Annotated in this window: 20 protein-coding genes and 1 pseudogene; 18 read left to right on the top strand and 3 right to left on the bottom strand. The window is 63.7% G+C overall.

Translation table 11 applies throughout. The features are described from left to right. The first annotated feature begins 124 nt into the window (after nucleotides 1-124). The 6 genes from P9254_RS14760 (at nucleotide 125) to P9254_RS14735 (ending at nucleotide 8,264) form a co-directional block, all read left to right on the top strand. On the top strand, nucleotides 125-1,360 hold the full coding sequence (locus P9254_RS14760; RefSeq protein WP_278056722.1) for a patatin-like phospholipase family protein: 1,236 nt from the start codon (nucleotides 125-127) through the stop codon (nucleotides 1,358-1,360). 121 nt (nucleotides 1,361-1,481) lie between these two features. Next, on the top strand, nucleotides 1,482-2,186 hold the full coding sequence (locus P9254_RS14755) for an SDR family oxidoreductase (RefSeq protein ID WP_278056720.1): 705 nt from the start codon (nucleotides 1,482-1,484) through the stop codon (nucleotides 2,184-2,186). A gap of 297 nt (nucleotides 2,187-2,483) precedes the next feature. Continuing rightward, the gene (locus tag P9254_RS14750; RefSeq protein ID WP_278056718.1) at nucleotides 2,484-3,275 is read left to right on the top strand and encodes a pyrroline-5-carboxylate reductase family protein; all 792 of its coding nucleotides are present in this window, start codon (nucleotides 2,484-2,486) and stop codon (nucleotides 3,273-3,275) included. Between the two features lie 354 nt (nucleotides 3,276-3,629). Continuing rightward, nucleotides 3,630-5,132 carry a family 16 glycosylhydrolase gene (locus P9254_RS14745; protein ID WP_278056717.1) on the top strand — a complete coding sequence of 501 codons (1,503 nt, stop codon included), beginning with the start codon at nucleotides 3,630-3,632 and terminating at the stop codon, nucleotides 5,130-5,132. A 51-nt stretch (nucleotides 5,133-5,183) separates the two neighbouring features. Then, entirely contained in the window at nucleotides 5,184-6,941 is a 1,758-nt protein-coding gene (locus P9254_RS14740) for a type I secretion system permease/ATPase (RefSeq protein WP_278056716.1), read from the top strand. A 3-nt stretch (nucleotides 6,942-6,944) separates the two neighbouring features. Then, the gene (locus tag P9254_RS14735) at nucleotides 6,945-8,264 is read left to right on the top strand and encodes an HlyD family type I secretion periplasmic adaptor subunit (protein ID WP_278056714.1); all 1,320 of its coding nucleotides are present in this window, start codon (nucleotides 6,945-6,947) and stop codon (nucleotides 8,262-8,264) included. A gap of 45 nt (nucleotides 8,265-8,309) precedes the next feature. On the opposite strand, the gene P9254_RS14730 is transcribed toward P9254_RS14735, so the two are convergent. Continuing rightward, complete coding sequence (locus P9254_RS14730; protein ID WP_067322019.1) at nucleotides 8,310-8,840, bottom strand: dihydrofolate reductase family protein; 531 nt, start codon at nucleotides 8,838-8,840, stop codon at nucleotides 8,310-8,312. Nucleotides 8,841-8,936: 96 nt separating this feature from the next. Continuing rightward, nucleotides 8,937-9,827, bottom strand: coding sequence for a LysR family transcriptional regulator (locus tag P9254_RS14725; RefSeq protein ID WP_278056713.1), 891 nt, complete (start codon nucleotides 9,825-9,827; stop codon nucleotides 8,937-8,939). A gap of 212 nt (nucleotides 9,828-10,039) precedes the next feature. On the opposite strand from P9254_RS14725, the gene P9254_RS14720 reads away from it, so the two are divergent. The 7 genes from P9254_RS14720 to P9254_RS14690 all read left to right on the top strand — a co-directional run bounded on the left by P9254_RS14720 (nucleotide 10,040) and on the right by P9254_RS14690 (nucleotide 16,667). Further along, a complete protein-coding gene (locus P9254_RS14720) occupies nucleotides 10,040-10,975 on the top strand; it encodes a DMT family transporter (protein WP_127335181.1) in 936 nt (311 codons plus the stop codon). Nucleotides 10,976-11,004: 29 nt separating this feature from the next. Further along, nucleotides 11,005-11,727, top strand: coding sequence for a haloacid dehalogenase type II (locus P9254_RS14715; RefSeq protein ID WP_278056710.1), 723 nt, complete (start codon nucleotides 11,005-11,007; stop codon nucleotides 11,725-11,727). A 214-nt stretch (nucleotides 11,728-11,941) separates the two neighbouring features. Beyond that, nucleotides 11,942-12,373 carry a hypothetical protein gene (locus P9254_RS14710; protein ID WP_066993122.1) on the top strand — a complete coding sequence of 144 codons (432 nt, stop codon included), beginning with the start codon at nucleotides 11,942-11,944 and terminating at the stop codon, nucleotides 12,371-12,373. Nucleotides 12,374-12,640: 267 nt separating this feature from the next. After that, a complete protein-coding gene (locus P9254_RS14705) occupies nucleotides 12,641-13,519 on the top strand; it encodes an ABC transporter permease (protein WP_127239835.1) in 879 nt (292 codons plus the stop codon). A 13-nt stretch (nucleotides 13,520-13,532) separates the two neighbouring features. Then, nucleotides 13,533-14,375 carry an ABC transporter permease gene (locus P9254_RS14700; protein ID WP_278056709.1) on the top strand — a complete coding sequence of 281 codons (843 nt, stop codon included), beginning with the start codon at nucleotides 13,533-13,535 and terminating at the stop codon, nucleotides 14,373-14,375. After that, the gene (locus P9254_RS14695; RefSeq protein ID WP_066993114.1) at nucleotides 14,372-15,514 is read left to right on the top strand and encodes an extracellular solute-binding protein; all 1,143 of its coding nucleotides are present in this window, start codon (nucleotides 14,372-14,374) and stop codon (nucleotides 15,512-15,514) included. Before P9254_RS14700 ends, P9254_RS14695 begins: the two co-directional genes overlap by 4 nt. Beyond that, nucleotides 15,507-16,667 carry an ABC transporter ATP-binding protein gene (locus P9254_RS14690; RefSeq protein ID WP_278056707.1) on the top strand — a complete coding sequence of 387 codons (1,161 nt, stop codon included), beginning with the start codon at nucleotides 15,507-15,509 and terminating at the stop codon, nucleotides 16,665-16,667. Before P9254_RS14695 ends, P9254_RS14690 begins: the two co-directional genes overlap by 8 nt. Before the next feature lie 36 nt (nucleotides 16,668-16,703). Here P9254_RS14690 and P9254_RS14685 read toward each other — a convergent pair whose 3' ends face one another. Then, on the bottom strand, nucleotides 16,704-17,684 hold the full coding sequence (locus P9254_RS14685) for a GlxA family transcriptional regulator (protein ID WP_278056704.1): 981 nt from the start codon (nucleotides 17,682-17,684) through the stop codon (nucleotides 16,704-16,706). Between the two features lie 205 nt (nucleotides 17,685-17,889). On the opposite strand from P9254_RS14685, the gene P9254_RS14680 reads away from it, so the two are divergent. From P9254_RS14680 to P9254_RS14660, 5 genes and pseudogenes are all read left to right on the top strand, one after another. Next, complete coding sequence (locus tag P9254_RS14680) at nucleotides 17,890-18,576, top strand: GntR family transcriptional regulator (protein ID WP_066993109.1); 687 nt, start codon at nucleotides 17,890-17,892, stop codon at nucleotides 18,574-18,576. 160 nt (nucleotides 18,577-18,736) lie between these two features. Next, nucleotides 18,737-18,955: pseudogene (locus P9254_RS14675) on the top strand (ABC transporter substrate-binding protein); the annotation flags it as partial. Nucleotides 18,956-19,173: 218 nt separating this feature from the next. After that, nucleotides 19,174-20,094: a dihydrodipicolinate synthase family protein gene (locus P9254_RS14670; protein ID WP_278056703.1), complete on the top strand. Its 921-nt coding sequence runs from the start codon at nucleotides 19,174-19,176 to the stop codon at nucleotides 20,092-20,094. Further along, nucleotides 20,079-21,596, top strand: a complete 1,518-nt coding sequence (locus P9254_RS14665) for an aldehyde dehydrogenase (RefSeq protein ID WP_278056701.1) — start codon at nucleotides 20,079-20,081, stop codon at nucleotides 21,594-21,596. Before P9254_RS14670 ends, P9254_RS14665 begins: the two co-directional genes overlap by 16 nt. Next, on the top strand, nucleotides 21,593-22,924 hold the full coding sequence (locus P9254_RS14660; protein WP_278056699.1) for an NAD(P)/FAD-dependent oxidoreductase: 1,332 nt from the start codon (nucleotides 21,593-21,595) through the stop codon (nucleotides 22,922-22,924). Before P9254_RS14665 ends, P9254_RS14660 begins: the two co-directional genes overlap by 4 nt. Nucleotides 22,925-22,947 lie beyond the last annotated feature (23 nt).

Raw genomic sequence — 22,947 nt, 5'->3', positions numbered from 1 at the left:
CAAGCGGCCCCGCTTTCCACTCCGCGACGTTACGCGTTTCCCCCGCTTGCCAGAATGGCTGCGCTGGGCTGGATTGAGCAAAGCCGAGCTCGAATGCCGAACGGACAGGCAGAAGGGGGGCGCGATGGAGCCGATTCCAGCCGGATCGTCACCGGCTGACGACAAGGTCGAGCATTACGAGCTCGGCCTCTGCCTGTCGGGCGGCGGCTATCGCGCCATGCTGTTCCATGCCGGCATGCTCTGCCGGCTGAACGAGGCCGGCCTGCTTCAGAAAATCGACATGGTCAGTTCGGTCTCGGGCGGCTCGATCGCCGCCGGGCTGCTTGCGGTTCTCTGGCCGCGCCTCAGCTTTGCCGACGGCGTTGCCACGAATTTCCGCGAGCTTTACGTCGAAAAAATCCTCGCTTTCTCGCAGGTCTTCCTTGACGCGCCGTCGATCCTCAAGGGCGTGTTCAACCCGTTTTCGAGCGCGGCGAGCGAAGTCGCCACCTGCTACGAGCGCCATCTGCTCGACGGCAAGGTGCCGACGCTGAAGAGCCTGACCCGGCGTCCGTGGTTCGTGTTCTGCTCGAGCAATCTCAGCACCGGCTCGCTGTTTCGCATGTCCAACCGCTACATTGCCGATTACCGGATCGGCATGGCCAAGCATGCGGACCTGCCGGTCGCGACCGCGGTCGCGGCGTCGTCCGCCTTCCCGCCGTTTCTGTCGCCGCTCAGGCTCGACCTCACTCAGTTCGCGTGGGAGAACGACAAGCTCGACGCGAGCGTCGGCCCGCCGGTCCCGGCCGGCCGCGCCGTGCTCACCGATGGCGGCGTCTATGACAATCACGGCATCGAGCCGGCGCTGAAGCGCTGCCGCTGGCTGTTGGTCAGCGACGCCGGCGCGCCCTGGCGGGCGTCGAGCTCCGGTTACTGGAACTGGTTCTCGCAGTTGAAGCGCGTGCTCGACACCACCGACAACCAGGTGCGCTCGCTCAGGCGGCGCGACCTCATCGCCCGCTTCCAGGCGGCGAAGGATGCCGACGACCAGGGCCTGCCCAATGACGCGACCCGGCCCGATTATGCCGCCACCCGCGGCGTCTACTGGTCGATCGCCAGCAAGCCTGACGCCGCCGAGCCGAGCTTCGTGCAAAGCGCGGCAATCGCGCCTGCCGATATCGGCACGTCGCTTCATTTCCTGGGAAGCGAGGAGACGATCGATCTCGTCAATTGGGGCTATTGCGCCAGCGACCAGGCGCTGCGGAGCTGGTACCGGCCGGCGGTGCCGGCTGGAAAGGGCGTACCACTGAAGGCGGGCGACGTGAAGCCCGGACGCTGTGCGGTGGTGTCAAAGGCGCTGATGAGCGGTTTCAACGTGTGAGCATGGCGTTCGGACTCCGCGTCCGCTTTCGCCAATCGCCATCGTGGCGCAATCCAAACCGGTTCGTGCCCTGCACCGCCGCGTGCTAACAGAGGCGCTTTCAACAAGGATGGACAGCGACATGGCAGGAGAAAAAGTAGCTCTGGTGACGGCGGGGGGCAGCGGCATGGGCGCAGCGGCGGCGAAGCGGCTGGCCGCCGACGGGTTCAAGGTCGGCGTGCTCTCCTCCTCCGGTAAGGGCGAGGCGCTGGGCAACGAACTCGGCGGTTTCGGCGTCACCGGCTCCAACCAGTCGAACGAGGATCTGAAGCGGCTGACCGACGGCGGGCTGGAACGCTGGGGCCGCATCGACGTGCTGGTCAACAGCGCCGGCCACGGGCCGCGCGCGCAGATCATCGAGATCAGCGACGAGGACTGGCACAAGGGCATCGACACCTATTTCCTCAACGTCGTGCGACCGACCCGGCTGGTGACGCCGGTGATGCAGAAGCAGAAGGCGGGCGTCATCATCAACATCTCGACCGCCTGGGCGTTCGAGCCGAGCGTCGCCTTCCCGACCTCGGCGGTGGCGCGCGCCGGGCTCGCCGCCTTCACCAAGATCTTTGCCGACACCTATGCGGCCGATAACATCCGCATCAACAACGTGCTGCCGGGCTGGATCGACAGCCTGCCCGGCGTAGAGGAACGCCGCCAGAGCGTGCCGATGAAGCGCTACGGCACATCCGAGGAAGTGGCGGCAACGATCTCCTTCCTCGCTTCCGACGGCGCGGCCTATATCACCGGCGAGAACATCCGCGTCGATGGTGGATTGATGCGGGGGTACTGAGGCTCGTTTTCGGCAGGCGGGTCGTTTCGCCGGCAATGCGTGGCCGGCGAACGCCCCCCGATGGCAGGAGGGAGCCGGCGCAAGAGTTGCGCATACACTGCTCTCCCGGCCCATGCTCCGGAACGCTGCGCGCCTGCCTCGGTTGGCTCTCGACCGTTGCGATGGCGTTGTCGGGGTTCGGTCTTGCGGCAGGCTGGTTTTTCCAGCCCGGTCGATAGCGGACTGACGCGGCTGCGGCTTGACCGCTGGACAGCGGCCGCCGCCTCCCGCACCCTTAAGACTGCAAGGGAGACAAGGATGAGCGCTTCACTCAGGCTGGGCATTGTCGGCGGCGCTGGCTGGCTGGGCGGCGCCATCGCGGGTGCCGCGCTTTCGGCCGGCGTCGCGCGGGCGGAGAACCTTGCCCTCTCCTATCGCAGCACCAAGCCGGATCGCTTTCCAGGCGTCTTCTGGACCGACGACAACCAGGCGCTCGCCGACCGCTCGGACGTCATCATGCTTTCCGTGCGGCCGCAGGACTGGCCGTCGCTCGAGCTGGATGCCAAGGGCAAGCTGGTGATTTCGGTTATGGCCGGCATCCGGATGGCCGAGATCGGCGAGAAGCACGGCACCGGCCGCGTGGTGCGCACGCTGCCCAACGCGGCTGCCGAGGTCGGCAAATCGTACACGCCGTGGATCGCGAGCGGCGACGCCACCGAATTGGACCGCGCGACCGTGCGCGCGATCTTCGGAGCCTGCGGCGTTGAGGATGAGGTCGGCAGCGAGCGCGACATCGACTATCTCACCGGGCTGACGGGCTCGGGGCCCGCCTTCCCTGCCCTGCTCGCCGAAGCGATGATGCGCGACGCCGTGGCCTTCGGCCTCAAGCCGGAGGTCGCGCGCCGCGCGGTCAACACCGTGCTCACCGGAACCGGCCGGCTGCTGGAGCTCAACGACGCTTCACCGGCCGATACGGTCGAGGCCTTTCTCGGCTATCGCGGCACGATAGCGGCCGCGATCGAGACGATGCGCGAAGCGGGCTTCGACCAGGCCGTTGCCAAGGGACTGGCGGCCGCGTTCCTCAAGTCGATCGCGATGGGCAAGGCGTGAGCCGACGACGCCGCCCTTTGAGCGCGGAATGCATCAGGCGAGCATCCGCCGGATCGGGCCCCGCCGCTCAGGTGAGTCGTGCCGCCTACGCGAACTCCTCGCGCCGCGATGCTTAATTTTTGATAAAAGAAATTAGTAATATTGTGTAAAACTGAGTGAGCCCTCGCGTGCAAATTGTATTAGGGCGTTCTCACTCTCTTTTCTTGCGAATAATTGATCGCCGAACGGCAAATTTCTCTGTACTATTACACAATTCCTTGGAACGATACCCGGAATTACAAGTTGACCCGCTAGCGATCGGTTGAGTTCGCATGCCGATTCAAGCAAGCCGTGTATTGCGAGGAGGGTTGTCCGATGAGCAGCTTCGTCAATGCCGTAGGCGTTCCTCTCCCCTATAGCGGCTCGTCCAACCATTGGTACTCGGCCGCGGGGTCCGGACCGGACTTGTGGGGCACCTCCGGAAACGACACCTTCTATGGAGCTTCCGGCGTCAATGTCACCATGCACGGGAGCTACGGCGATGACATCTATTATCTCTATGCCGCGGGCAACAAGGTGGCCGAGGGCTATGGGGCAGGCATCGACACCATCAGCACATGGATGAGCTACACGCTTCCCGACAATGTCGAGAACCTGATCGTCACCAACGCCAAGAACTACGCTTTTGGAAACGACCTGGACAACATCATCACCGCCAAGGCCGGCCACCAGACGCTGGACGGCGGCAAGGGCAATGATGTGCTGATCGATGGCGGCGGCGGTTACGACACTTTCATCATCGCGAAAGGCAACGGAAGCGACCTGATCGCCAATTTTGCCGCGACTGACAGCGTCCGTCTCGATGGCTATGGGTTCACTTCCTTCGACGCCATCCACTCGAACATGATCCAGGCGGGACCGAACGTCATCTTGAACCTCGGATCCGGCGAGATCCTCATGTTCAAGGACACGACCATCGACAAGCTGCAGCCCAGCCAATTCCAGCTGCCGATCGACAAGTCCGACATGACGCTGTCTTTCAGCGACGACTTCAACGCGCTGAACCTCCACAACAGCCAAGGCGGCACGTGGGATACCAACTTCTGGTGGGGCGCGCCGAACGGCAGCACGCTCGCCACCAACAACGAGCTGCAATGGTATATCGACGCCAATTACGCGCCGACGAGCTCGGTCCACCCGTTCAGCGTGAACAACGGCGTGCTCACCATCACCGCGGCGCAAGCGCCGGCGGACATCAAGCCGCTGATCAACAATTACGAATACACGTCCGGCATCCTGACCACGCATGACAGCTTCTCGCAGACATACGGCTATTTCGAAATGCGCGCCGACCTGCCGGAAAACGCCGGCGCCTGGCCGGCCTTCTGGCTGCTGCCGGAAGACGGCTCGTGGCCGCCTGAGCTGGACGTCATCGAAAGATACGGCCAGACCCCGAACTCGCTTCTGATGACCGCGCATACGATGGAGACGGGTACGCACACCATGGTCGGGTCTACGGTGAATGCGATGGATACTGCCGGTTTCCACACCTATGGCCTGCTGTGGACGCCGGACAAGCTTGTCTGGACCTATGACGGCGTGCAGGTCGCGGAAGCGGAGACGCCCTCGGACATGGATAAGCCCATGTACATGCTGGTCAATCTTGCGATCGGCGGCCAGGCCGGCGCGCCGCCGGATCATCTTGCCACACCGGCTGAGATGAAGATCGACTACATCCGCGCCTATACGCTGGACGCTGTGGAGGCTAACCCCCTGATCGCCACCAGCAGCACCACCACCGCAACGCACAGCACTGCCACGCACAGCTTCGGCAGCAGCACGCTGCATCACGGTTCCGAGTTTGGGGGCCACGCTTAAGATTTTCAGGCGATCGGTTCGATGTCCCGGGATCATGCAGCGGCGGCCGATATGACTGCACCGTCGAGCCTGCGGGCGGTGTTCCTGCGCGCCGTCGGCGATGTCGGGCTCTTCTCGCTGCTGATCAACATCCTGCTTCTGGTGATCCCGCTTTATCTGCTTCAGGTCTATGACCGCGTGCTGCCCTCCTCCAGCGTCGAGACGCTGGTCTATCTGTCGGCGATTGCGGTTCTTGCGCTCGCTTTCCTCGGACTGCTGGACGCGATCCGCGCCGTCTACACGCAGCGCGTCGCGGCCGCCGTCGACGGGAAGCTCGGGGCAAGGACATTCGCCCTCTCGCTGGCGCCCAAATATGCCGGCGGCCTGTCGCCGCTGCGTGATCTCGCCTCGGTCTGCGCCTTCGTCCGGTCGCGCGGCGTGGCGGTGCTGTTCGACCTGCCCTTTGCGCCCGTCTTCCTCGCTTTGCTCTATCTGATCCATCCGGTGCTGTTCTGGGTGACAGTCGCCGGCGCGGTGCTTCTGCTCGTCCTTGTCGTCGCGAACCAGCTCGCCATTGGCCGGAACGATGCCATGTCCGCGGAACGCTCGGCGTTGGCGAGCCATGCGGAACAGGTCTTTGCCCGCAATGCCGAAACGCTGCGCGCCATGGGCATGGTCGAGAACGCCGCTCGGGTCTGGGGGCGGCATGTCGGGGCAGCGCTCACGCTTTACGACCGTTCCTCGAGCGCCAATGCGATCTTCAGCGGCGCCTCGCGGGCGCTGCGCATGATGCTGCAGCTGGCGATCCTCGGCGCCGGCGCATGGCTGGTGCTCGAGGGGCAGATGACGGCGGGTATGATCTTCGCCTCCTCGCTGGTGTCGTCGCGCGCGCTGCAGCCGCTCGACCAGCTGATCGGCGCCTGGCGGCAAATCGTCGAGGCAAAGCGGGCCTGGAAGCGGCTGGAGACGGCGCTTGCTGCGCACCCGGCCGAGAAGCGGAAACTGGCGCTCCCCGATCCGTTAGGCGCGATTTCGGTGCAGGACGTTTTCTTCATGGCACCGAACGCACAGCCCGGCACCGAACCTATCCTCAAGCGGCTGAATTTCCAGATCGGCGCCGGCGAAGCGGTGGCGATCGTGGGGCCGAGCGGCGCCGGCAAATCGACGCTGGCGCGGCTGCTTGTCGGTGCCGCGCAGCCGACCGGGGGCGCAGTGAGGATCGACGGCGCCGACCTCAGGACCTGGGAGGAAAAACAGCTCGGGCGACAGATCGGCTACCTGGCGCAGGAGGTGGAGCTCTTTCCCGGCACGATCGGCGACAATGTCGCCCGCTTCGACGCGCAGGCCGAGGACGCCGCGATCGTCGAGGCCGCCAGGCGCGCCCAGGCGCATGAGTTGATCCTGGCGCAGCGCGACGGCTACCAGACAATGATCGGCCCTTCCGACAGGACGCTCTCGGGTGGCGAGCGCCAGAGGATCGGGCTGGCGCGCGCCTTCTACGGCAACCCGCGCATTCTCGTGCTCGACGAGCCCAGTTCCCATCTCGACGGCAGCGGCGAGGCGGCGCTCGAAGTGGTGCTGGTCGCCGCGCGAGCGGCGGGCGTCACGATCCTCGTGATCACACATCGCCCGTCCATCGCAACGGCCTGCGACCGCGTGATGGTTCTGCGCGGTGGGGTGATCGAGGCCTTCGGCCCGAGCGCCGAGGTGCTGCGGCGGTCCACTGTCGATAGAGGCGCCGGCAACGCCCCGGCCGCCCAGCAGGGCACGGTGGTGACCGGATCATTCGCGCCGATGATCCGCACGCACGGCATCCGCTTCGGATCCTAGACGATGACGATCGAGAGCCTTGCCTGGGATGGACAGCCGCGCACCGACTTCCGGCGCGTGGCCTTCATAGGGTATGCGGCAATCGCGCTCTTTGCGGGCGGCTTCGGCTATTGGGCGGTGAGCGCGCCGCTGTCCGGCGCGGTGATCACGCAGGGCACGATCTCGGCGACGGGCGGCAACATCCTCATCCAGCAGCCCGAGGGCGGCATCATCCAGCAGCTGCTGGTCCGCGAGGGCGACCGCGTGCAGCAGGGCCAGGACCTCATCCTGCTCGACCGGACGGCCGCGCAAGCCGAGCTCAACCGTCTGACGAGGCAGTCGATCGCGCTCAAGGCGAGCATGGCGCGGCTGGAGGCCGAGCGCGACGGGCTGGACAGGCTCGCGCCGATCACCGAGGCAGCGCCGGCGCCGTTCCAGCAGGATTTCCAAAACCTCATCCGCGAGCAGCAGAAGGAGTTCGACGCCCGGCTCGCCCGGTTCCGGTCGGAGCAATCGATCATGGCGCAGCGGGTCGCCATGCATCGCGAGTCGGTCGTGGGCTTGAACGCCCAGAAGCTCGCCATCGAGCAGCAGGCCGATCTGGTGAAGAAGGAGCTCGGCATCAAGACAGGCCTGCTCGACAAGGGCCTCACCAACCGCACCGAATATTCGCAGCTGCTGCGCTCGGAAGCCGATCTGGTCGGCCAGGCCGGCGCGCTGGAGGCCAATCTTGCCGGGGCCAACAGCCAGATCGTCGAGGCGCAGGTGCAGGTCGAGCGACTGACCACGCAGCGCGTGGAGGAAGCGCTGACCAAACTCGACGAGGTCCGCACCAACCTCGCCGACATCGAGGAGCAGATCAGGGCAGCCGAAGCGGTGCTTCAGCGCACGACGATCAAGGCGCCGGCGGCGGGCATCGTGGTGTCCTCCACCTATAATTCGAAAGGCAGCGTGATCGCGCCCGGCGAAAAGATCATGGAGATCCTGCCGACCGCGTCGGGCCTCAACGTCGATGCCAAGCTGCGGCCGAAAGACGTCGATCAGGTGCGCGTCGGCCAGCCGGCGAAGCTCAGGCTGTCGGCGCTCAACGCGCGCCTGACGCCAGAGGTATCGGCGACGGTGACGCAGATCTCGGCCGACCGGCTGATCGACCAGGCTACCCACGAACCCTATTTCCGCGCCAAGCTGAAGATCGCCGACGCGCTCCCGCCCGGCGTCAAGCCGGAGCAACTCTATCCGGGAACGCCGGTCGAAGCCTTCATCAACACCGGCGACCGGACCTTCTTCGAGTATCTGGCGCGGCCGATGGTGGATTCGTTCGCCCGCGCGTTTGCGGAGAGGTGAGCGGGCGCTCCGCCCGACGCGCCCGTCCGTCGGGGAGTTGCGTGCCTACGCAGGAACATAAGTCAACCTGATCGCTTCCTCCCCGATCAAATCACTGGCCACGAGCCGGAGCGGCGGCCGGGGGCCGGCGAAGAATGGCTTTCCGTGACCAAGCACGACGGGATGGATGTAGAGACGATACTCATCGATAAGCCCGAGGTCGGTCAGGCTTCGCGCCAGGTCCGGTCCGGAAACGGCGATCTCCCCAGCGAGCCGAGCCTTCAGGTCACGTATCATCTCCGCCAGGCCGCCTTCGACAAGCGTGGCGTTGGGGCCAACGGACTGCAGCGTGCTCGACACGACCCACTTCGGCTGGCTCCGCCACGCCGTCGCGAATTCGCGGAGCTCAGGGGTCCACTCGGAACGGTCCTCGTCCCAGTAGCGCATGACCTCGTACATGCGACGGCCGTACACGCTGCCCGTCAGGCCGCGCACTTGCTCTATCCAGTGACGAAACAGCGCGGGATCGGGCGCAAATGCCTCGTGGTCGACATAGCCGTCCAGTGACTGATTCATTCCGAAGACGAGCTTCGCCATGCCTAATTCCATCCCAGCATTCTTTCAGGATACCAGTGAATCGCGCCGCTGCGTGCTCTGTGACGGCCTTGTCACGCTCCTGGCCAGCACGACTGTTCAAACGGCGATCTGAAGCGCCCCGTAGCGTTTGACTTCGGCTTCGATCTCCCTGACCAAAGTCTCCAGCGCGGGATTTCGGGAGTTGCGTGCGCGCCTGATCACATAGGCCAGGTCCGGCGGCTTGGGGAAGTGTTTGTCGACGACCTCCATGCCGGGTTGCAGGTGCCGCTGGCTCAAGAGCGCGACGCCGAGCCCGGAGGTCACGCCGGCGATGATACCGGCTGCGCTGGAGCATTCGAACACGGTCTCGAACACCGTTCCCTCGTCCTGCCCAAGATCGAGGCCCCAGCGCCGATAGAAGCAGTTCTCGTCGAAGGACAGGAACGGGATCGGCTTTTCCTTCGACAGGACCAGATCCGGCGACTTCACCCAGTGCAGCGTCTCGCGGTAGAGGACGATGTCGGCAGGGCGAACCTCGTGCTGGAACAGCTGGACGATCGCGGCGTCAAGGGCCCCCTGGCTGAGCTGCTCCCGCAAGACGAGGCTCATGCGCACTTGCGTACGGACGCTCACCTCGGGATGAAGCCTGCGGAACCGGCCAAGAATGCGCGAGAGATCCGTGCAGGTCGTATCCTCGGTCATTCCCAGCGCGATCTTGCCTTGCAGCGTGCTTTTCGAGAGGCTCAGTACCGCCTCGTCATGAATTCCCAGGATGCGCCGCGCATAACCCAGGAGATCGTGCCCGGCCGTGGTGAACAGCGGCGCGTTTGGCTTCCGGCTGAGGATTTCGCAGTCGAGGCTCGCTTCCAGCCGCCTCATCTTGTGGCTGACGGCCGATTGCGACAAACCCAGAACCTCGGCCGCACGGGTGACACCGCCATGTTTCTCGATCGCGACCAGCGCCCGCAGGGCATCGACATCCAGGCGGCGGCTCATAATTCCAGCCATGACAATCCTCGCTCGCAATGAAAGCACCGCGCCAAATCTCTGACACAGAGCGGGTTTTCGGGCAAATATTTATGTCATTGTTCGTAGCTGTTTCATGAGCCTATCGAAATTTGTCATGTGCAAGGCAGCGAGTGTGCAGCCATAAGTCTGCGCCAGACAGCGCTGGTGATCCGCTTCAGGAGCATGGCGCACCGCTCGAATAAAGACAGCCCATGACGCTTCTGCAGAACAAGCCTCATCCTCTGGTATGGCCGACCGTGGCGGCAGCCCTGGTCCTAAGCTGGAGCTCCGGCTTCGTCGGCATCCGCTACGCCAGCGAGAACGCCGACGTCATGCTGGTCCTGTTCTGGCGGACTTTTTTGTCCGGACTTATCCTTCTGCCATTTGCTCTTTTGATCGGGCAGCGCATCAGCGGGCGCGCCTTGGCGCAGCAGATGGCGTTCGGCGTGGCGACGATGTTCCTCTATCTAGGCGGATTCGCCCTTGCCATCGGCCAGCGCGTTCCGACCGGCCTTGTCGCGCTGATCTCCGATCTTGTCCCTCTCGCCATCGCGGCGCTGTCGCAGCCCATTCTCGGCCACCGGCTGAGCGCAAGACAATGGATCGGAACAGCCCTGGGCGTAACGGGCGTCCTTATCGTCTCCCTGGACAGCCTCAGTCTCGGCAAAGCACCGGTCTGGGCCTATGTCCTCACGGTGGCTTCCATGCTGGTGTTCGCCCTGGCGACCGTGGTGCAGAAGCGGATCAGGACGATCGATATGCCCATCCATCAGAGCTTGTGCATTCAATGCCTGACGGCGGCGATCCTCTTTGCCGCCTGCGCCGAATGGAACGGCGGCCTGACACCGCCGCTCGATGGGCGTTTCCAATTCGGCATGGCGTGGCTGGTGCTGTTCTCGACCTTCTTCTGCTACGGCGTCTACTATATGAGCCTGCGTCACTACACCGCCGCACAGGTCAGCAGCGTGGTCTATCTCAGCCCGCCGGTGACGATGCTCTGGGCGTGGCTGATCTTCGGCGAACCGCTATCGAGAGCGATGTTCCTCGGCCTGGCGGTAACCCTGTTCGGTGTCTGGCTGACGGCATCGAGGAGCGCTGCATCGAAGGACGAGGCGCGTCTGAGCTCATGCGAGCAGCCTGCCGGATAATCACGCGACACCAACAAGGAGTGCAATCCATGAAGCTGACCGATTTCAAGGCCCTGACCTTCGACTGCTACGGCACGCTCATCGACTGGGAATCCGGCATGATCGAGGGCCTGAAGCCGCTGACAGAGCGCGCCGGCGGCCGTTTGAGCCGCGACGAAATCCTCGAGGCGCATGCCCGGCACGAATCCAGCCAGCAGAACTGGACTCCGGCAAGACGCTACCGCGATCTTCTGTCGATCGTCTACAAGCGGCTTGCCGAGGAATGGGGCGTCGTCGCCACCGCGGAGGAATGCACGGCCTATGGCGAAAGCGTGAAGGATTGGCCGGCCTTTGCCGACTCGGCGGAAGCCTTGCGGTATCTCAAGCAGCACTACAAGCTGATCATCCTTTCCAACGTCGACAACAAGAGCTTTTCGTTCAGCAACAAGAAGCTCGGCGTCGACTTCGACGCGATATACACGGCAGAGGACATCGGCTCCTACAAGCCCTCCGCCCGCAACTTCGACTATATGCTCGAAAAGCTGGCGACGATCGGGGTGGAGAAAAGCCAAGTCCTGCACACTGCCGAAAGCATGTTCCATGATCACGCTCCCGCCAATCGCGTCGGCCTGGCATCGTGCTGGATCTATCGCCGTCATGCCGACCAGGGCTTCGGCGCCACGATGCACCCCGGCTACATGCCAAATGTGGATTTCCGCTTCGACAGCATGGCCGACCTCGTCAAGGCGCACAGGCAAGAATTGGGCGCCTGAGTCCGCAGCGCGCGGAGGAGGCGCTGACCGAGCCGATGAGACCCCGAGATAGCTACACGACGCTACGGCGCCTGCTTTCGTGGCGTCCTCTCGCAACCGGATTCAATCCGCCAGCCTTGGAACCAAAAGACCTGCGAGACTGTTCAGCTATCGTTTCATACAACGCTGACGTGCCCTGCCGGTTGGGCAATCGGCGCTTTCGAGGAGTCTCACCATGTCCAGAATTCGTTCAGCCGCGATTGCGGTCATCGCCGCTGTCGGCGTGAGCTTTGCCAGCGCTGCTCACGCCGACAGCGGCACGATCCGCTTCTCCATCTATAAGGCGGCCTTCTTCATCGGCGGCGCCGGCGGCGAAGGGACGCTGACCTTCCGTGGTCGCAACTATCCCATCTCGATCGGGGGCATCTCGGGCGGTCTCGCCTTCGGGGCTTCCAAGACCTATTTCAAAGGCACAGTGCGCCACATTCGCCGCGCCCGCGACGTGGCGGGAGTGTACGGCGCAGCGGGCGGCGGCGGCGCGCTCGGCAGAGGCGCTCAGGTGATCGTCATGACCAACGACAAGGGCGCCGAGCTCCAGCTCACAGGCCGGCAGGTAGGCCTGCAGATCAATGCCGATCTCAGCGGCATGACCATTGGGCTGAAATAAGGGGGCGGTCAAAGCGGTCATTCCCTCCGCCAATTGGCGCTACCTGATCCAGCCGCACCGAGTGTCCGGTAGAATGGGAAGGGCCCGATGTCGGGCCCTTTCCCTTGCTTGCCTGGACTGTTTGCGTGGAGGCACGGCACGACGCGATCGCCAACAGTCGGAGGCTCTCTGGCTCAATCGCCGCCTGTAGACATCGCGCTCCCAATCACCCAATCTGAGCTGCGGGAACAGAAGCGCTTCAAAGAAAGCGCGGACCTTCGGGTGCGCATGAAAAATCGATGGACCTTGTATGATCCACGGCTGGCCTGGATGCTTATCGCGCCGGTGCTGCTGCTCTTGATCTTCTTCCTGGTGCTGCCGATCGCCGTGATGTCGGTCTACACCTTCTTCACCTTCGTCACCGCCGGCGTGGAAACCAGCGCGCTGACAACCGCGAACTGGCACGAATTCCTCACCGACAGCTACTATCACGGCTTCCTGTTTAAGACGCTGCGGGTCGGCGCCATCACCGCGCTGCTCTGCGGCGTGCTCGGCTATTTTCCGGCCTATTTCATCTGGGCGACGAGCTTCAGGCACAAGTGGCTGCTGCTTCTCCTGCTGATCGTGCCGTTCTGGATCAGCTTCACCATCCGCACCTTTTCCTGGATCAACATTCTCGGCGAACAGGGCGTCATCAACGTGGCGCTCATAAAGTTGGGCATTGTCAGCGAGCCGCTGCCGATGCTCTACACCGAGGGCGCGGTGATCATGGGGCTGCTGCATTTCCTGCTGCCCTACATGATCCTCAACGTCTATGTCAGCCTGGAAAGCATCGACCGCACGCTGATTGCGGCAGCCCGCTCGATGGGCTGCACCAGTGCGCAGGCGTTTCGCGAGGTGACGCTGCCGCTTTCGCTGCCCGGCCTCGCGGCCGGCCTGCTGCTCTGCTTCGTGCTTGCCGCCGGCAGCTATGTGACGCCGCAGCTTCTGGGCTCGGGCCGCGACGCGCTGTTCGGCAATCTGATCTACGACACCATCATGAGCGAGCTGAACTGGCCGATGGGCGCCACGCTTTCGATCGTGCTGTTCGTCGTGCTCGGTTTCTTCGCCGCCATCTACACCCGCTACATGGGCATGTCGCAGATCGTCAAAGGCCTTGGAGGATGAGGGGATTGGGCGGATGAAGCCTGCACGCCGGAAAGAGGAAGGCAGATGGGCCTGGCGGCTGACTGGCTTCGTCACGCTCTGCGTCTACATCTTCATGTTCGCGCCCATTGCGGCGACCGTCATCCTGTCGTTCAACGCCTCGATGTTCGGCGGCTTCCCGATGACTGGCTTTTCGCTGCAATGGTACGGCAAGCTGATGGCCAATGAGGCGGTGCTGGCCGCGTTCCGAACGTCGCTGTGGATCGCCCTGGTCACTGCGGCCGCCACCACGGCGATCGGCGTCGTCACCTCGTTCGCGCTGGTGCGTTTCGAGTTCCCCGGCAAGCAGACGCTGAGCACGCTGGTGATCCTGCCGGCGCTGGTGCCCGAAACCATTCTGGGCGTCGGCCTCCTGGTGCTGATCAAGGCGGTCGACCAGCCGCGAACGTTGCTCCTCCTGGTGCTCGGCCATATTCTGCTCGCCGTGCCCTATGTGGTGCTGATCACCCAGGCGCGCATGGTGGGCATCCGGCGCGTCTATGAGGAGGCCGCGCTTTCGCTCGGCGCCTCGCGCTTCTCGTCCTTCCGCGAGATCACGCTGCCGCTGCTCATCCCGGCGGTCGTTGCCGGCGCGCTGCTCGCCTTCACCATCTCGTTCGACAACACCTCGGCCAGCCTGTTCTGGCGGCCGGCCGGCGTCGAGACCATGCCTACCCAAATCCTTTCGATGCTGAAGATTTCGATCAGCCCGGAGATCAATGCGCTGGGCACGGTCATGATCCTGGTGACCGTCGGCATCCCGCTGATTGGCGGCATTCTCATGCAAAGCCTGACAAAATTGAGAAGACGAGGCGAACCAAAGGAGGAAGCAAGATGAAACTATCCACCACCAAACGGCTGGAACGGCTGCATGACCGCTACGTGAACGGCGATTTGAGCCGCCGCACCTTTCTGAGCCTGACCGCCGCCGCCGCGGCCTCGGCGGGCCTCTCCATGCCGTGGATGAGCCGCGCGCTCGCCGCGGTCGAGCAGGTGCGCTTCGACGGCTGGGGCGGAACCGTGCAGGAGGCGATCGACAAATACGCCTTCCAGCCCTACACAGCCAAGACCAAGATCAAGGTGGTCCAGGGCACGTTCGGCGACGAGAACGAGATCATCACCAAGATCAAGACGGCGAAGCCAGGCGACTTCCAGATCGTGCATTCGTCCGGCGTCAACTACTACATCAAATACGTCAATGCCGGCATGAACTCGGAGATCAACGAGGCCAACATTCCCAACATGGCGAATGTGCTGCAGCCGATGATCGAGCCGTTCCGCAAGCTGACGCCAAAGCTCTCGGCGGTGCCCTACGACTACGGCACCACCGGCATCGCCTACAACACCAAGGTGATCTCGCCCGAGGAGGCGAAGGAAAAGGGTGCCGGCCTGCTGCTCGACAAGAAATACGCCGGCAAGGTCGGCGGCTATGCCGACATGACCACCCGCGTCTGGTACGCGGCTTTGGCCACCGGACAGGATCCCAACAACATCAAGGACATGGATACGATCTGGGCCAAGGTGCGCGAGACGCGCGACCTCGCCAAGAAATTCTGGAGCTCCGGCGCGGAACTGATGGACCTGTTGTCCAAGGGCGAGATCGTGGTGACCGACGCCTGGTCGGGCCGCGTCGCCGCCCTGCAGGATCAGGGCCATCCGATCGGCTATCTCGATCCGGCGGGCTCCTATGCCTGGATGGAGGACATGCTGATCCTGAAAGGCTCGCCGATGACCGAATGCGAAGAGCTGATCAACTTCATGCTCGATCCGGCGACCTCGATCGCGGTGGCCGAGGGCCAGAGCTACCCGCCGTCGCTCGACCCGACCAAGGTGAAGCTAACCGAGAAGATCGAGAAGCTGCCGGCTTTCGACAAGACCGGCTCGATGAAGGCGCTGACCTTCGCCGATCCGGTCTACTGGGCGACCAACGAGGACGCCTGGACCAAGCAGTGGGACAGGATCGCGAAAGGTGCCTGACAGAAGCGAAGCGTCACTCAGCCCCCGGCCGGTCTCGGCCGGGGCACCCGGCACAGCTCCCAACATGAGTGCGGAGCAGCCAGCGGTCGAGTTCCGCGACATCGACATCGCCTATGGCAAGTTCGTCGCGGTGCGCGACTTCTCGCTGTCGATCCGCAAGGGCAGTTTCGTCACCCTGCTCGGGCCGTCGGGCTGCGGCAAGACGACGATCCTGCGCTCCATCGCCGGGCTGGTCGACATTTCGGGCGGCCAGATCATGATCGATGGGCGGCGGGTCGACGACGTGCCGATCTACAAGCGCAACATCGGCCTGGTGTTCCAGAGCTACGCGCTGTTCCCGCACAAGAGCGTGTTCGACAATGTCGCCTTCGGCCTGAAGTATCGCAACGTGCCGAAGCCCGAGATCGCGCGCAGGGTCGGCCGGGCGCTCGACATGGTGCGGCTGCCGGGCAGCGAGAAGAAGCTGCCCTCACAATTGTCGGGCGGGCAGCAGCAGCGCATCGCGCTGGCGCGGGCCATCGTCTTCGAACCGCAGGTGCTGCTGCTCGACGAGCCGCTGTCGGCGCTCGACGCCAACATGCGCGAGGAGATGCGCGTCGAGATCAAGAAGATCCAGAAGGCAACCGGCATCACCGCCATCTTCGTCACCCACGACCAGGAAGAAGCGCTCTCCATGTCGGACCGCATCGTGGTGATGAACGCCGGCTCGGTCGAGCAGATCGGCACGCCGGAGGAAGTCTATGAGCGGCCCGCCACCGCCTTCGTCGCCGACTTCCTCGGCAAGGCCAACATGCTTGCCGGCACCGTCAGCAGATCTGACGGGCAGATAGCGGTGACGCTTGCCGCTGGCCAGACGGTCAACGTGATGTCGCCGCGGCCGCTGGCGCCGGGCAGCAAGATCATCGTGGTGGTGCGGCCGCAGAAACTGTCGGTCGGTCCTGCAGCAGGCGGCAACCGGCTCTCCGGCCGGGTCGTCTCGACCTCCTATCTCGGCGGCAGCGCCATTTACGAGATCGACTTCGGCGGCAAGACGAGCATCCGCGCCAACGCGCCGATCAACGGCCGCATCGTCCGGGAGGGCGAGATCATCGAGCTCGGGTTCGATCCGAGCGGCTGTGTTTTGCTGGACGAGAACGGGCAGCGGATTTCGTAGCCTACCAAGCCCCTGTTCGCATCGGCCTTAAGGAATTCACTGCTTCGCCGCTTGAGCAGCCAAGCGGCCTGGATGCCTGAGGTTGGTCGGCGTGATGCCGGTGTGCTGGCGGAATACCCGGCTGAAGTGCCCGGCATTTTCGAAGCCGCACCTGTAGGCGATGTCGCCTATCTGCAGGTCGCTGCCTTCCAGCAGCGACTTGGCGTAGTGAACCCGGAGCGCCAGGTACGCGGCCATCGGGCTTGTGCCCAGCTCGGTCGCGAAAAGACGCTCGAGCTGGCGCCGGGAGCAATTCAACCGGCTTGCGATCTCGGTGACCGATATCTTTTCCTGCAGGCTGCTTTCCATCAGCAGCAAGGCCCGTTTCACCGCACGGCTCGACGCTTTGGGAAACAGGTCGCCGACGGGCTGCACGTCCCGGATGTTGCGGATGCGATCGAGCACAAGGATCTTGGCGGCCTTTTCCGCCGCCTTCTGACCGATGAATTGCGACACGAAATAACCGGCGAGGTCTGCCGCGCCGGTGCCGCCGGCACATGTCGCGCGGCCGCGGTCGACCGAATAGAGGCTGTCGGCATGCGCATTCACATCGGGGAATTCGGCGCGAAAATCCTTGATGTGGAACCAGCTGACGGCGGCACTGTAGCCGTCCAGCAAGCCATAGCGGGCCAGCACGAAGCTTCCCGTGCACAGCGCGGTTATCGGCACGCCCTTGTCGGCGGCCCGCAGAAGGAAGGCCTCCTTTTCAGCGCTGAGATTGCGGTTGGTGTCGAGCAGACCTCCAACCACGACGACGTTGTCGAAATCCTCCGGATTGCCGATCGCCTTGGTCGGCAGCAATTCGACGCCGCAGCTCGCCCGGATCGGCAGGCCGCGCTCGCCGACGATCTGCCAGTCGAACTCGACCCTGCGGCTGCGATCGCCCTCATCGCCGGCGAGCCGCAGCGTGTCGATGAAAAGCGACAGCGGCGACAAAGTGAAATCGCGCACCAGGAGAAACGCAAACTTCTTGGCCATGCTTTGCGGGACCTGTCCCTTGAGTTATCCGAGGCTCATTCAGACAAGATCGCCGTCCGGGCTGTCATTTGAGGCGAGCCAGCCGATCCATCTCGTCATATATTGTGTACCAAGAAAATACAATCCGTTGACTCACTTGCAAGCGCATGCGACTCTTCCAACTGCCAGGTATTTCGATTGGCAAGGACGATTCCGAAGGTGCGCCATGAAGGGAAGCAAGGGCAGTCTCTATGACGATCTGAAGCGTCGCATCCTGACAATGGAGCTCGATCCTGACGAGGATCTGGACGAGGTGGCGCTGAGCGAGCGCTATGGCCTGTCGCGGACCCCGGTCAGGGAAATCTTCCGGCGGCTGGAGGGCGAAGGTTACATCGAGATCCGCGCGAACCGGGGCGCCAGGGTCGTACCGATGAACCATTCGACCCTTCGGCAATTCTTCCTGGTCGCCCCCATGGTCTACGCCGCCATCGGCCGGCTGGCCGTGCAGAATTTCAAGCCTTCGCAGATGGTAGACCTGAAGGACACGCAGGAGCGTTTCCGCGCCGCCAGCAAGTCGGGCGACGCGCTTTCCATGGTGGTCGAGAACAACAGGTTTCACGAGATCATCGGCGAGATGTCCGCCAACGCCTATCTTCAACCCAGCCTCGGCAGGTTGCTGATCGACCACGCCCGCATCGGCCATACCTTCTTCCGCCCACGCAATGACGACATGCGCAAGCGGCTGCAGACGGCGGTCGAACATCATGACGGCTTCATCTCGGCCATCGGCGCGCATGAGGAGGACGCCGTCGTCGACCTGGTGTTCGAGCACTGGGAACTGTCGCGCGAGAACATGGAAATGTTCATCGCGCCGCAGGGAATGAAGGCGGACGCGCTGGTCGGCGATAATTGACGGCCGCTTAGGAAAGCGATTGCGGCCGGGATAGGAAGAACGCCTGCTGCCGGGCCCGGTGCCGGCAGCGAAATCTCCCGCTTAAGAGGCAGATTCCGCGGCCGCCACCTCGGGGCACCGATCCGTCAGGCCTGTTCCAGCCAGACCTTTTGCACCGCCGATCGCCGAGGAAGGCAAGAAGGGCGGAACGCTTCGCCTCGGCATGGTCGTGAAGCAAAAAAGGTCCGCGGGTCGAGATGGCCAATATCAGCCGCACCTGACTGGAGCCGCTGGTCAGGTACCCGCGAATTCACTTCACTTCGAATCGGTTCTGCTGGAGAGCTGGGAGATCTGCGGCGACGCCACCGAATACCTGCTCCATGTCCGCAAATGCGCGACGGGCCCGCTCCCAGAATTGTACTCGTGCCATATTTTTTATGTGTACGTAAATTATACAATGTGTTGACTCTCGGATGCTGACGTGCAATCTTGCGCGTTATCAAACGCGATCAACCGATTTCGAGCGCTGCGAATCCCCGCTTGGGAATTCGCGGATGGCCTCCGTTTTGCCGAATGACGCATTGGTCGAAACGGCCACTCCATCGATGGAGAAATGTCTTGAAGTTTGAGGGCATCTACACGCCGGCGGTGACGCCGATCGGTCCGGACGGTCAGATCGATAACGCGGCCTTCGCCGACGTTCTCGAGTCGCTCATCGAAGCCAAGGTGCACGGCATCATCGTCGGCGGTTCGACCGGCGAATATTATGCCCAAAGCGCCCAGGAGCGCTTCGAGCTCGGTGCTTATGCAAAGCAGGTGATCGGCACCCGCCTTCCGCTGGTCATCGGCACAGGCGCTACCAGGACCGAAGATTCGGTCGAATACGCCAAGGGGGCGAAGGAGATCGGCGCCGACGCGATCCTCGTCTCGTCGCCGCCATATGCCTTGCCGACGGAGCGCGAGAATGCGGTTCATGCGCTCACCGTCGACCGCGCGGCCAACCTCCCGATCATGCTCTACAACTATCCGGCCCGCATGGGCGTGATGATGGGCGAGGAGTATTTCTCCCGCGTCGGCAAATCCCGCAACGTCGTCGCCATCAAGGAAAGCTCCGGCGAAATGGGCAATTTGCACCGGCTTGCCCGCAAGTTCCCGCACATCTCGCTTTCCTGCGGCTGGGACGACCAGGCGCTGGAATTCTTCGCCTGGGGCGCCAGGAGCTGGGTCTGCGCCGGCTCGAACTTCCTGCCGCGCGAGCACGTCGCGCTCTACGAGGCCTGCGTGCTCGAAAAGAACTTCGACAAGGGCCGCGCCATCATGAGCGCGATGCTGCCGCTGATGGACTTTCTCGAATGCGGCAAGTTCGTCCAGTCGATCAAGCATGGATGCGAGTTGATCGGCCTGAAGGCAGGCGGCGTGCGCGCTCCGCTGCGGCCTCTCAATTCGGAAGAAAAGCGATCCCTCCAGACTGTCGTCGCCACGCTGAAGCGGACGGTCGCCCAGATCACGTCGGGAGCAAACCAATGCATGAGCCTTTGACCGCCGCCGAATACAAGGCGCTCGCCGCCGAGATTCAATTCCCGACCAATGCCTTCATCGATGGAGCCTTCCGTCCGGCGAATTCCGGCAAGACCTTCAGGACGACCAATCCGGCGACCGGCGAGGTGCTTGCCGACATCGCGGCCTGCGATGCCAGCGATGTCGACTTCGCTGTGGCCAAGGCCAGGGAGGCCTTCGACGACGGCCGCTGGCAGCATCTCGCGCCTGGCGAGCGCAAGACCGTCCTGCTCAAATTCGCCAAGCTTCTGGAGCGCAACCGCCACGAACTCGCGGTCATGGAGAGCCTCGACAGCGGCAAGCCGATCCGCGAATGCCAGACCGTCGATGTGCCGGACACGATCCATACCATCCGCTGGCATGCCGAGCTGATCGACAAGCTCTACGACAACACCGCGCCCGTTGGCTCGAAGGCGCTGACCATGGTCGTGCGCGAACCGGTCGGCGTCGTCGGCTGCGTCCTGCCGTGGAACTTTCCGCTGCTGATGCTGGCCTGGAAGATCGGCCCGGCGCTCGCGGCCGGGTGCTCGGTCATCGTCAAGCCTGCCCAGGAGACGACGCTGACCACGCTGCGTGTCGCGGAGCTCGCCCATGAGGCCGGCATTCCGGCCGGCGTCTTCAATGTCGTGCCGGGCGGTGGCAAGGAGGTCGGCGAACCGATCGGCATGCATATGGGCGTCGACATGGTGGCCTTCACCGGATCGACGCCGACCGGCCGCCGTTTCCTGCGCTACGCGGCCGACTCCAACCTCAAGCGCGTCGTGCTGGAATGCGGCGGCAAGAACCCGGCCGTGGTTCTCGACGACGCCGAAGACCTCGATCTCGTCGCCGAACAGGTGGTCAACGGCGCGTTCTGGAACATGGGCGAGAACTGCTCGGCCACCTCGCGGCTCATCGTCGACGCAAAGATCAAGGACGAGCTGCTTGAGCGGATCGGCGCCTATATGCGCGATTGGAAGACTGGCGATCCGCTCGACCCTGAAAACCGCATCGGCGCGCTGGTCAGCAAGACCCATTTCGAGAAGGTGAAATCCTTCCTCGGCGACGTTAAGACCGAGAAGCTCTCGGTCGCTCATGGCGGCGCCATGCATAAGGGCGCCTATATCGAGCCGACCGTCGTCGACGGCGTCACGCCTGCGAGCCGCCTCTTCCAGGAGGAAATTTTCGGACCGATCCTGTCGGTGACGACGTTCAACTCGCTGGGCGAGGCGATCGCGCTCGCCAACGACACGAATTACGGCCTGACCGCGTCCGTCTACACGGGGAGCCTGCGCAAGGCGATCAAGCTCTCCCGCGAGATCCGCGCCGGCGTCGTCACCGTCAACTGCTTCGGCGAAGGCGACGCGACGACACCGTTCGGCGGCTACAAGGAATCCGGCTTCGGCGGGCGCGACAAGTCGGTCTTCGCGCATGACAATTACTGCGAACTGAAGACGGTCTGGATCGACGTCTCCGACCGTTCGGTCGATGAGACCGTCCGGTGAGCGATCTCGTCGTCAAGCGGCTTCCGGCTGAATCCGGAATCTCTGGCTGGGAGGCGATCAGCAGACGCTGCTTCCCCGTCCGCACGCTCGACGGCGACATCAAGGCCGACTGGCTGATCATCGGCGGCGGCTTCGCCGGCCTCTCCGCCGCCCGGCGGCTCGCAAAGCTTCGGCCGGGCGACAGGATCGTCCTGCTGGAAGCCGGAGAGGTCGCCAAAGGTCCCGCCGGCCGGAATTCCGGCTATATGATCGACACCCCGCACAATTTGTCGTCGGGCGAATATACTGTCGCCGGTGAGGCCGAAACAAAGGCGGAGATCGCCGAGAATCGCTTCGCGATCGCTTTCGCCGCCGAGGCGGCCGCGGAATACGCAATGTCCGCGCGCACCTTCGATCCCTCGGGCAAGATCAATGCCGCGGCAACCGAACGCGGCATGACACTCAATGCCAATTACGGCCGCTCGCTCAAGACGATCGGCGAAGAGCATCGCTTCCTCGACGCGAGCGACATGCGGGAAATCACCGGGTCGTCCTACTATCTCGGCGGCCTCTACACGCCCGGCGCCGTGATGATCCAGCCTGCCGACTATATCCGGGGGCTCGCGGCGGGGCTCGCACCGAAGGTCGACATCTTCGAGCACTCGCCGGTGCTCAAGCTCACCCGGGCCGGAAGAGCCTGGAAGGCGGTGTCGCGCACCGGAAGCGTCACCGCGCCGAAAGTCATCCTCGGCGTCAACGGCCATATCGACGATTTCGGTTACTTCCGCGGCCGCCTGATGCACATCTTCACCTATGCATCGATGACCGCCCCATTCACCGCGAAGTCGACGGGCAAGGACCGGTGGGCATTGCTGCCGGCCGATCCGATGGGCGCCACGGTCCGGAAGATAACCAACGACGGGCTCTCGCGGATCGTGATCCGGACCCGGTTCACCTATGACTGGCCCGTGCGGGTCAGCGAGAAGCGCCTGGCCGGCATCGCCGCCGAGCAGCGGACGTCACTCGATGCCAGGTTTCCGGACCTCAAGGATGTGCCGTTCGAATATGTCTGGGCCGGACGGCTTTGCCTCAGCCGCAACCACGTGCCCGCCTTCGGCGAGATCGAAGACGGCCTTTATTCGGCGTGCTGCGAGAACGGCCTTGGGACCGTGAAAAGCACGCTCGCGGGCATCATGGCCGCGGATCTCGCGACCGGCACCCGGTCGAACATGCTCGACAAATATGCGGATCAACCCCAACCCGCGCGGCTTCCTCCCGAACCGTTCGCGTGGATGGGCATCAACACGGTGATCCGTTTGCAGGAATTGCGTGCTGGCCGCGAGGGATGAGTTCTCGCCGCGCAATGTGAAGA

This window comes from Mesorhizobium sp. WSM4983, from assembly GCF_029625765.1.
Taxonomy (GTDB): domain Bacteria; phylum Pseudomonadota; class Alphaproteobacteria; order Rhizobiales; family Rhizobiaceae; genus Mesorhizobium.
Note: the sequence above shows the minus strand (reverse complement) of the source record. Positions and strands in the feature narration are given on the sequence as shown.

What these genes read in the sequence shown, in the direction of transcription:
- P9254_RS14760 (WP_278056722.1), top strand. Translation starts at nt 125, where the DNA reads ATGGAGCCGATTCCAGCCGGATCGTCACCGGCTGACGACAAGGTCGAG.
- P9254_RS14755 (WP_278056720.1), top strand. Translation starts at nt 1,482, where the DNA reads ATGGCAGGAGAAAAAGTAGCTCTGGTGACGGCGGGGGGCAGCGGCATG.
- P9254_RS14750 (WP_278056718.1), top strand. Translation starts at nt 2,484, where the DNA reads ATGAGCGCTTCACTCAGGCTGGGCATTGTCGGCGGCGCTGGCTGGCTG.
- P9254_RS14745 (WP_278056717.1), top strand. Translation starts at nt 3,630, where the DNA reads ATGAGCAGCTTCGTCAATGCCGTAGGCGTTCCTCTCCCCTATAGCGGC.
- P9254_RS14740 (WP_278056716.1), top strand. Translation starts at nt 5,184, where the DNA reads ATGACTGCACCGTCGAGCCTGCGGGCGGTGTTCCTGCGCGCCGTCGGC.
- P9254_RS14735 (WP_278056714.1), top strand. Translation starts at nt 6,945, where the DNA reads ATGACGATCGAGAGCCTTGCCTGGGATGGACAGCCGCGCACCGACTTC.
- P9254_RS14730 (WP_067322019.1), bottom strand. Translation starts at nt 8,840, where the DNA reads ATGGCGAAGCTCGTCTTCGGAATGAATCAGTCACTGGACGGCTATGTC.
- P9254_RS14725 (WP_278056713.1), bottom strand. Translation starts at nt 9,827, where the DNA reads ATGGCTGGAATTATGAGCCGCCGCCTGGATGTCGATGCCCTGCGGGCG.
- P9254_RS14720 (WP_127335181.1), top strand. Translation starts at nt 10,040, where the DNA reads ATGACGCTTCTGCAGAACAAGCCTCATCCTCTGGTATGGCCGACCGTG.
- P9254_RS14715 (WP_278056710.1), top strand. Translation starts at nt 11,005, where the DNA reads ATGAAGCTGACCGATTTCAAGGCCCTGACCTTCGACTGCTACGGCACG.
- P9254_RS14710 (WP_066993122.1), top strand. Translation starts at nt 11,942, where the DNA reads ATGTCCAGAATTCGTTCAGCCGCGATTGCGGTCATCGCCGCTGTCGGC.
- P9254_RS14705 (WP_127239835.1), top strand. Translation starts at nt 12,641, where the DNA reads ATGAAAAATCGATGGACCTTGTATGATCCACGGCTGGCCTGGATGCTT.
- P9254_RS14700 (WP_278056709.1), top strand. Translation starts at nt 13,533, where the DNA reads ATGAAGCCTGCACGCCGGAAAGAGGAAGGCAGATGGGCCTGGCGGCTG.
- P9254_RS14695 (WP_066993114.1), top strand. Translation starts at nt 14,372, where the DNA reads ATGAAACTATCCACCACCAAACGGCTGGAACGGCTGCATGACCGCTAC.
- P9254_RS14685 (WP_278056704.1), bottom strand. Translation starts at nt 17,684, where the DNA reads ATGGCCAAGAAGTTTGCGTTTCTCCTGGTGCGCGATTTCACTTTGTCG.
- P9254_RS14680 (WP_066993109.1), top strand. Translation starts at nt 17,890, where the DNA reads ATGAAGGGAAGCAAGGGCAGTCTCTATGACGATCTGAAGCGTCGCATC.
- P9254_RS14665 (WP_278056701.1), top strand. Translation starts at nt 20,079, where the DNA reads ATGCATGAGCCTTTGACCGCCGCCGAATACAAGGCGCTCGCCGCCGAG.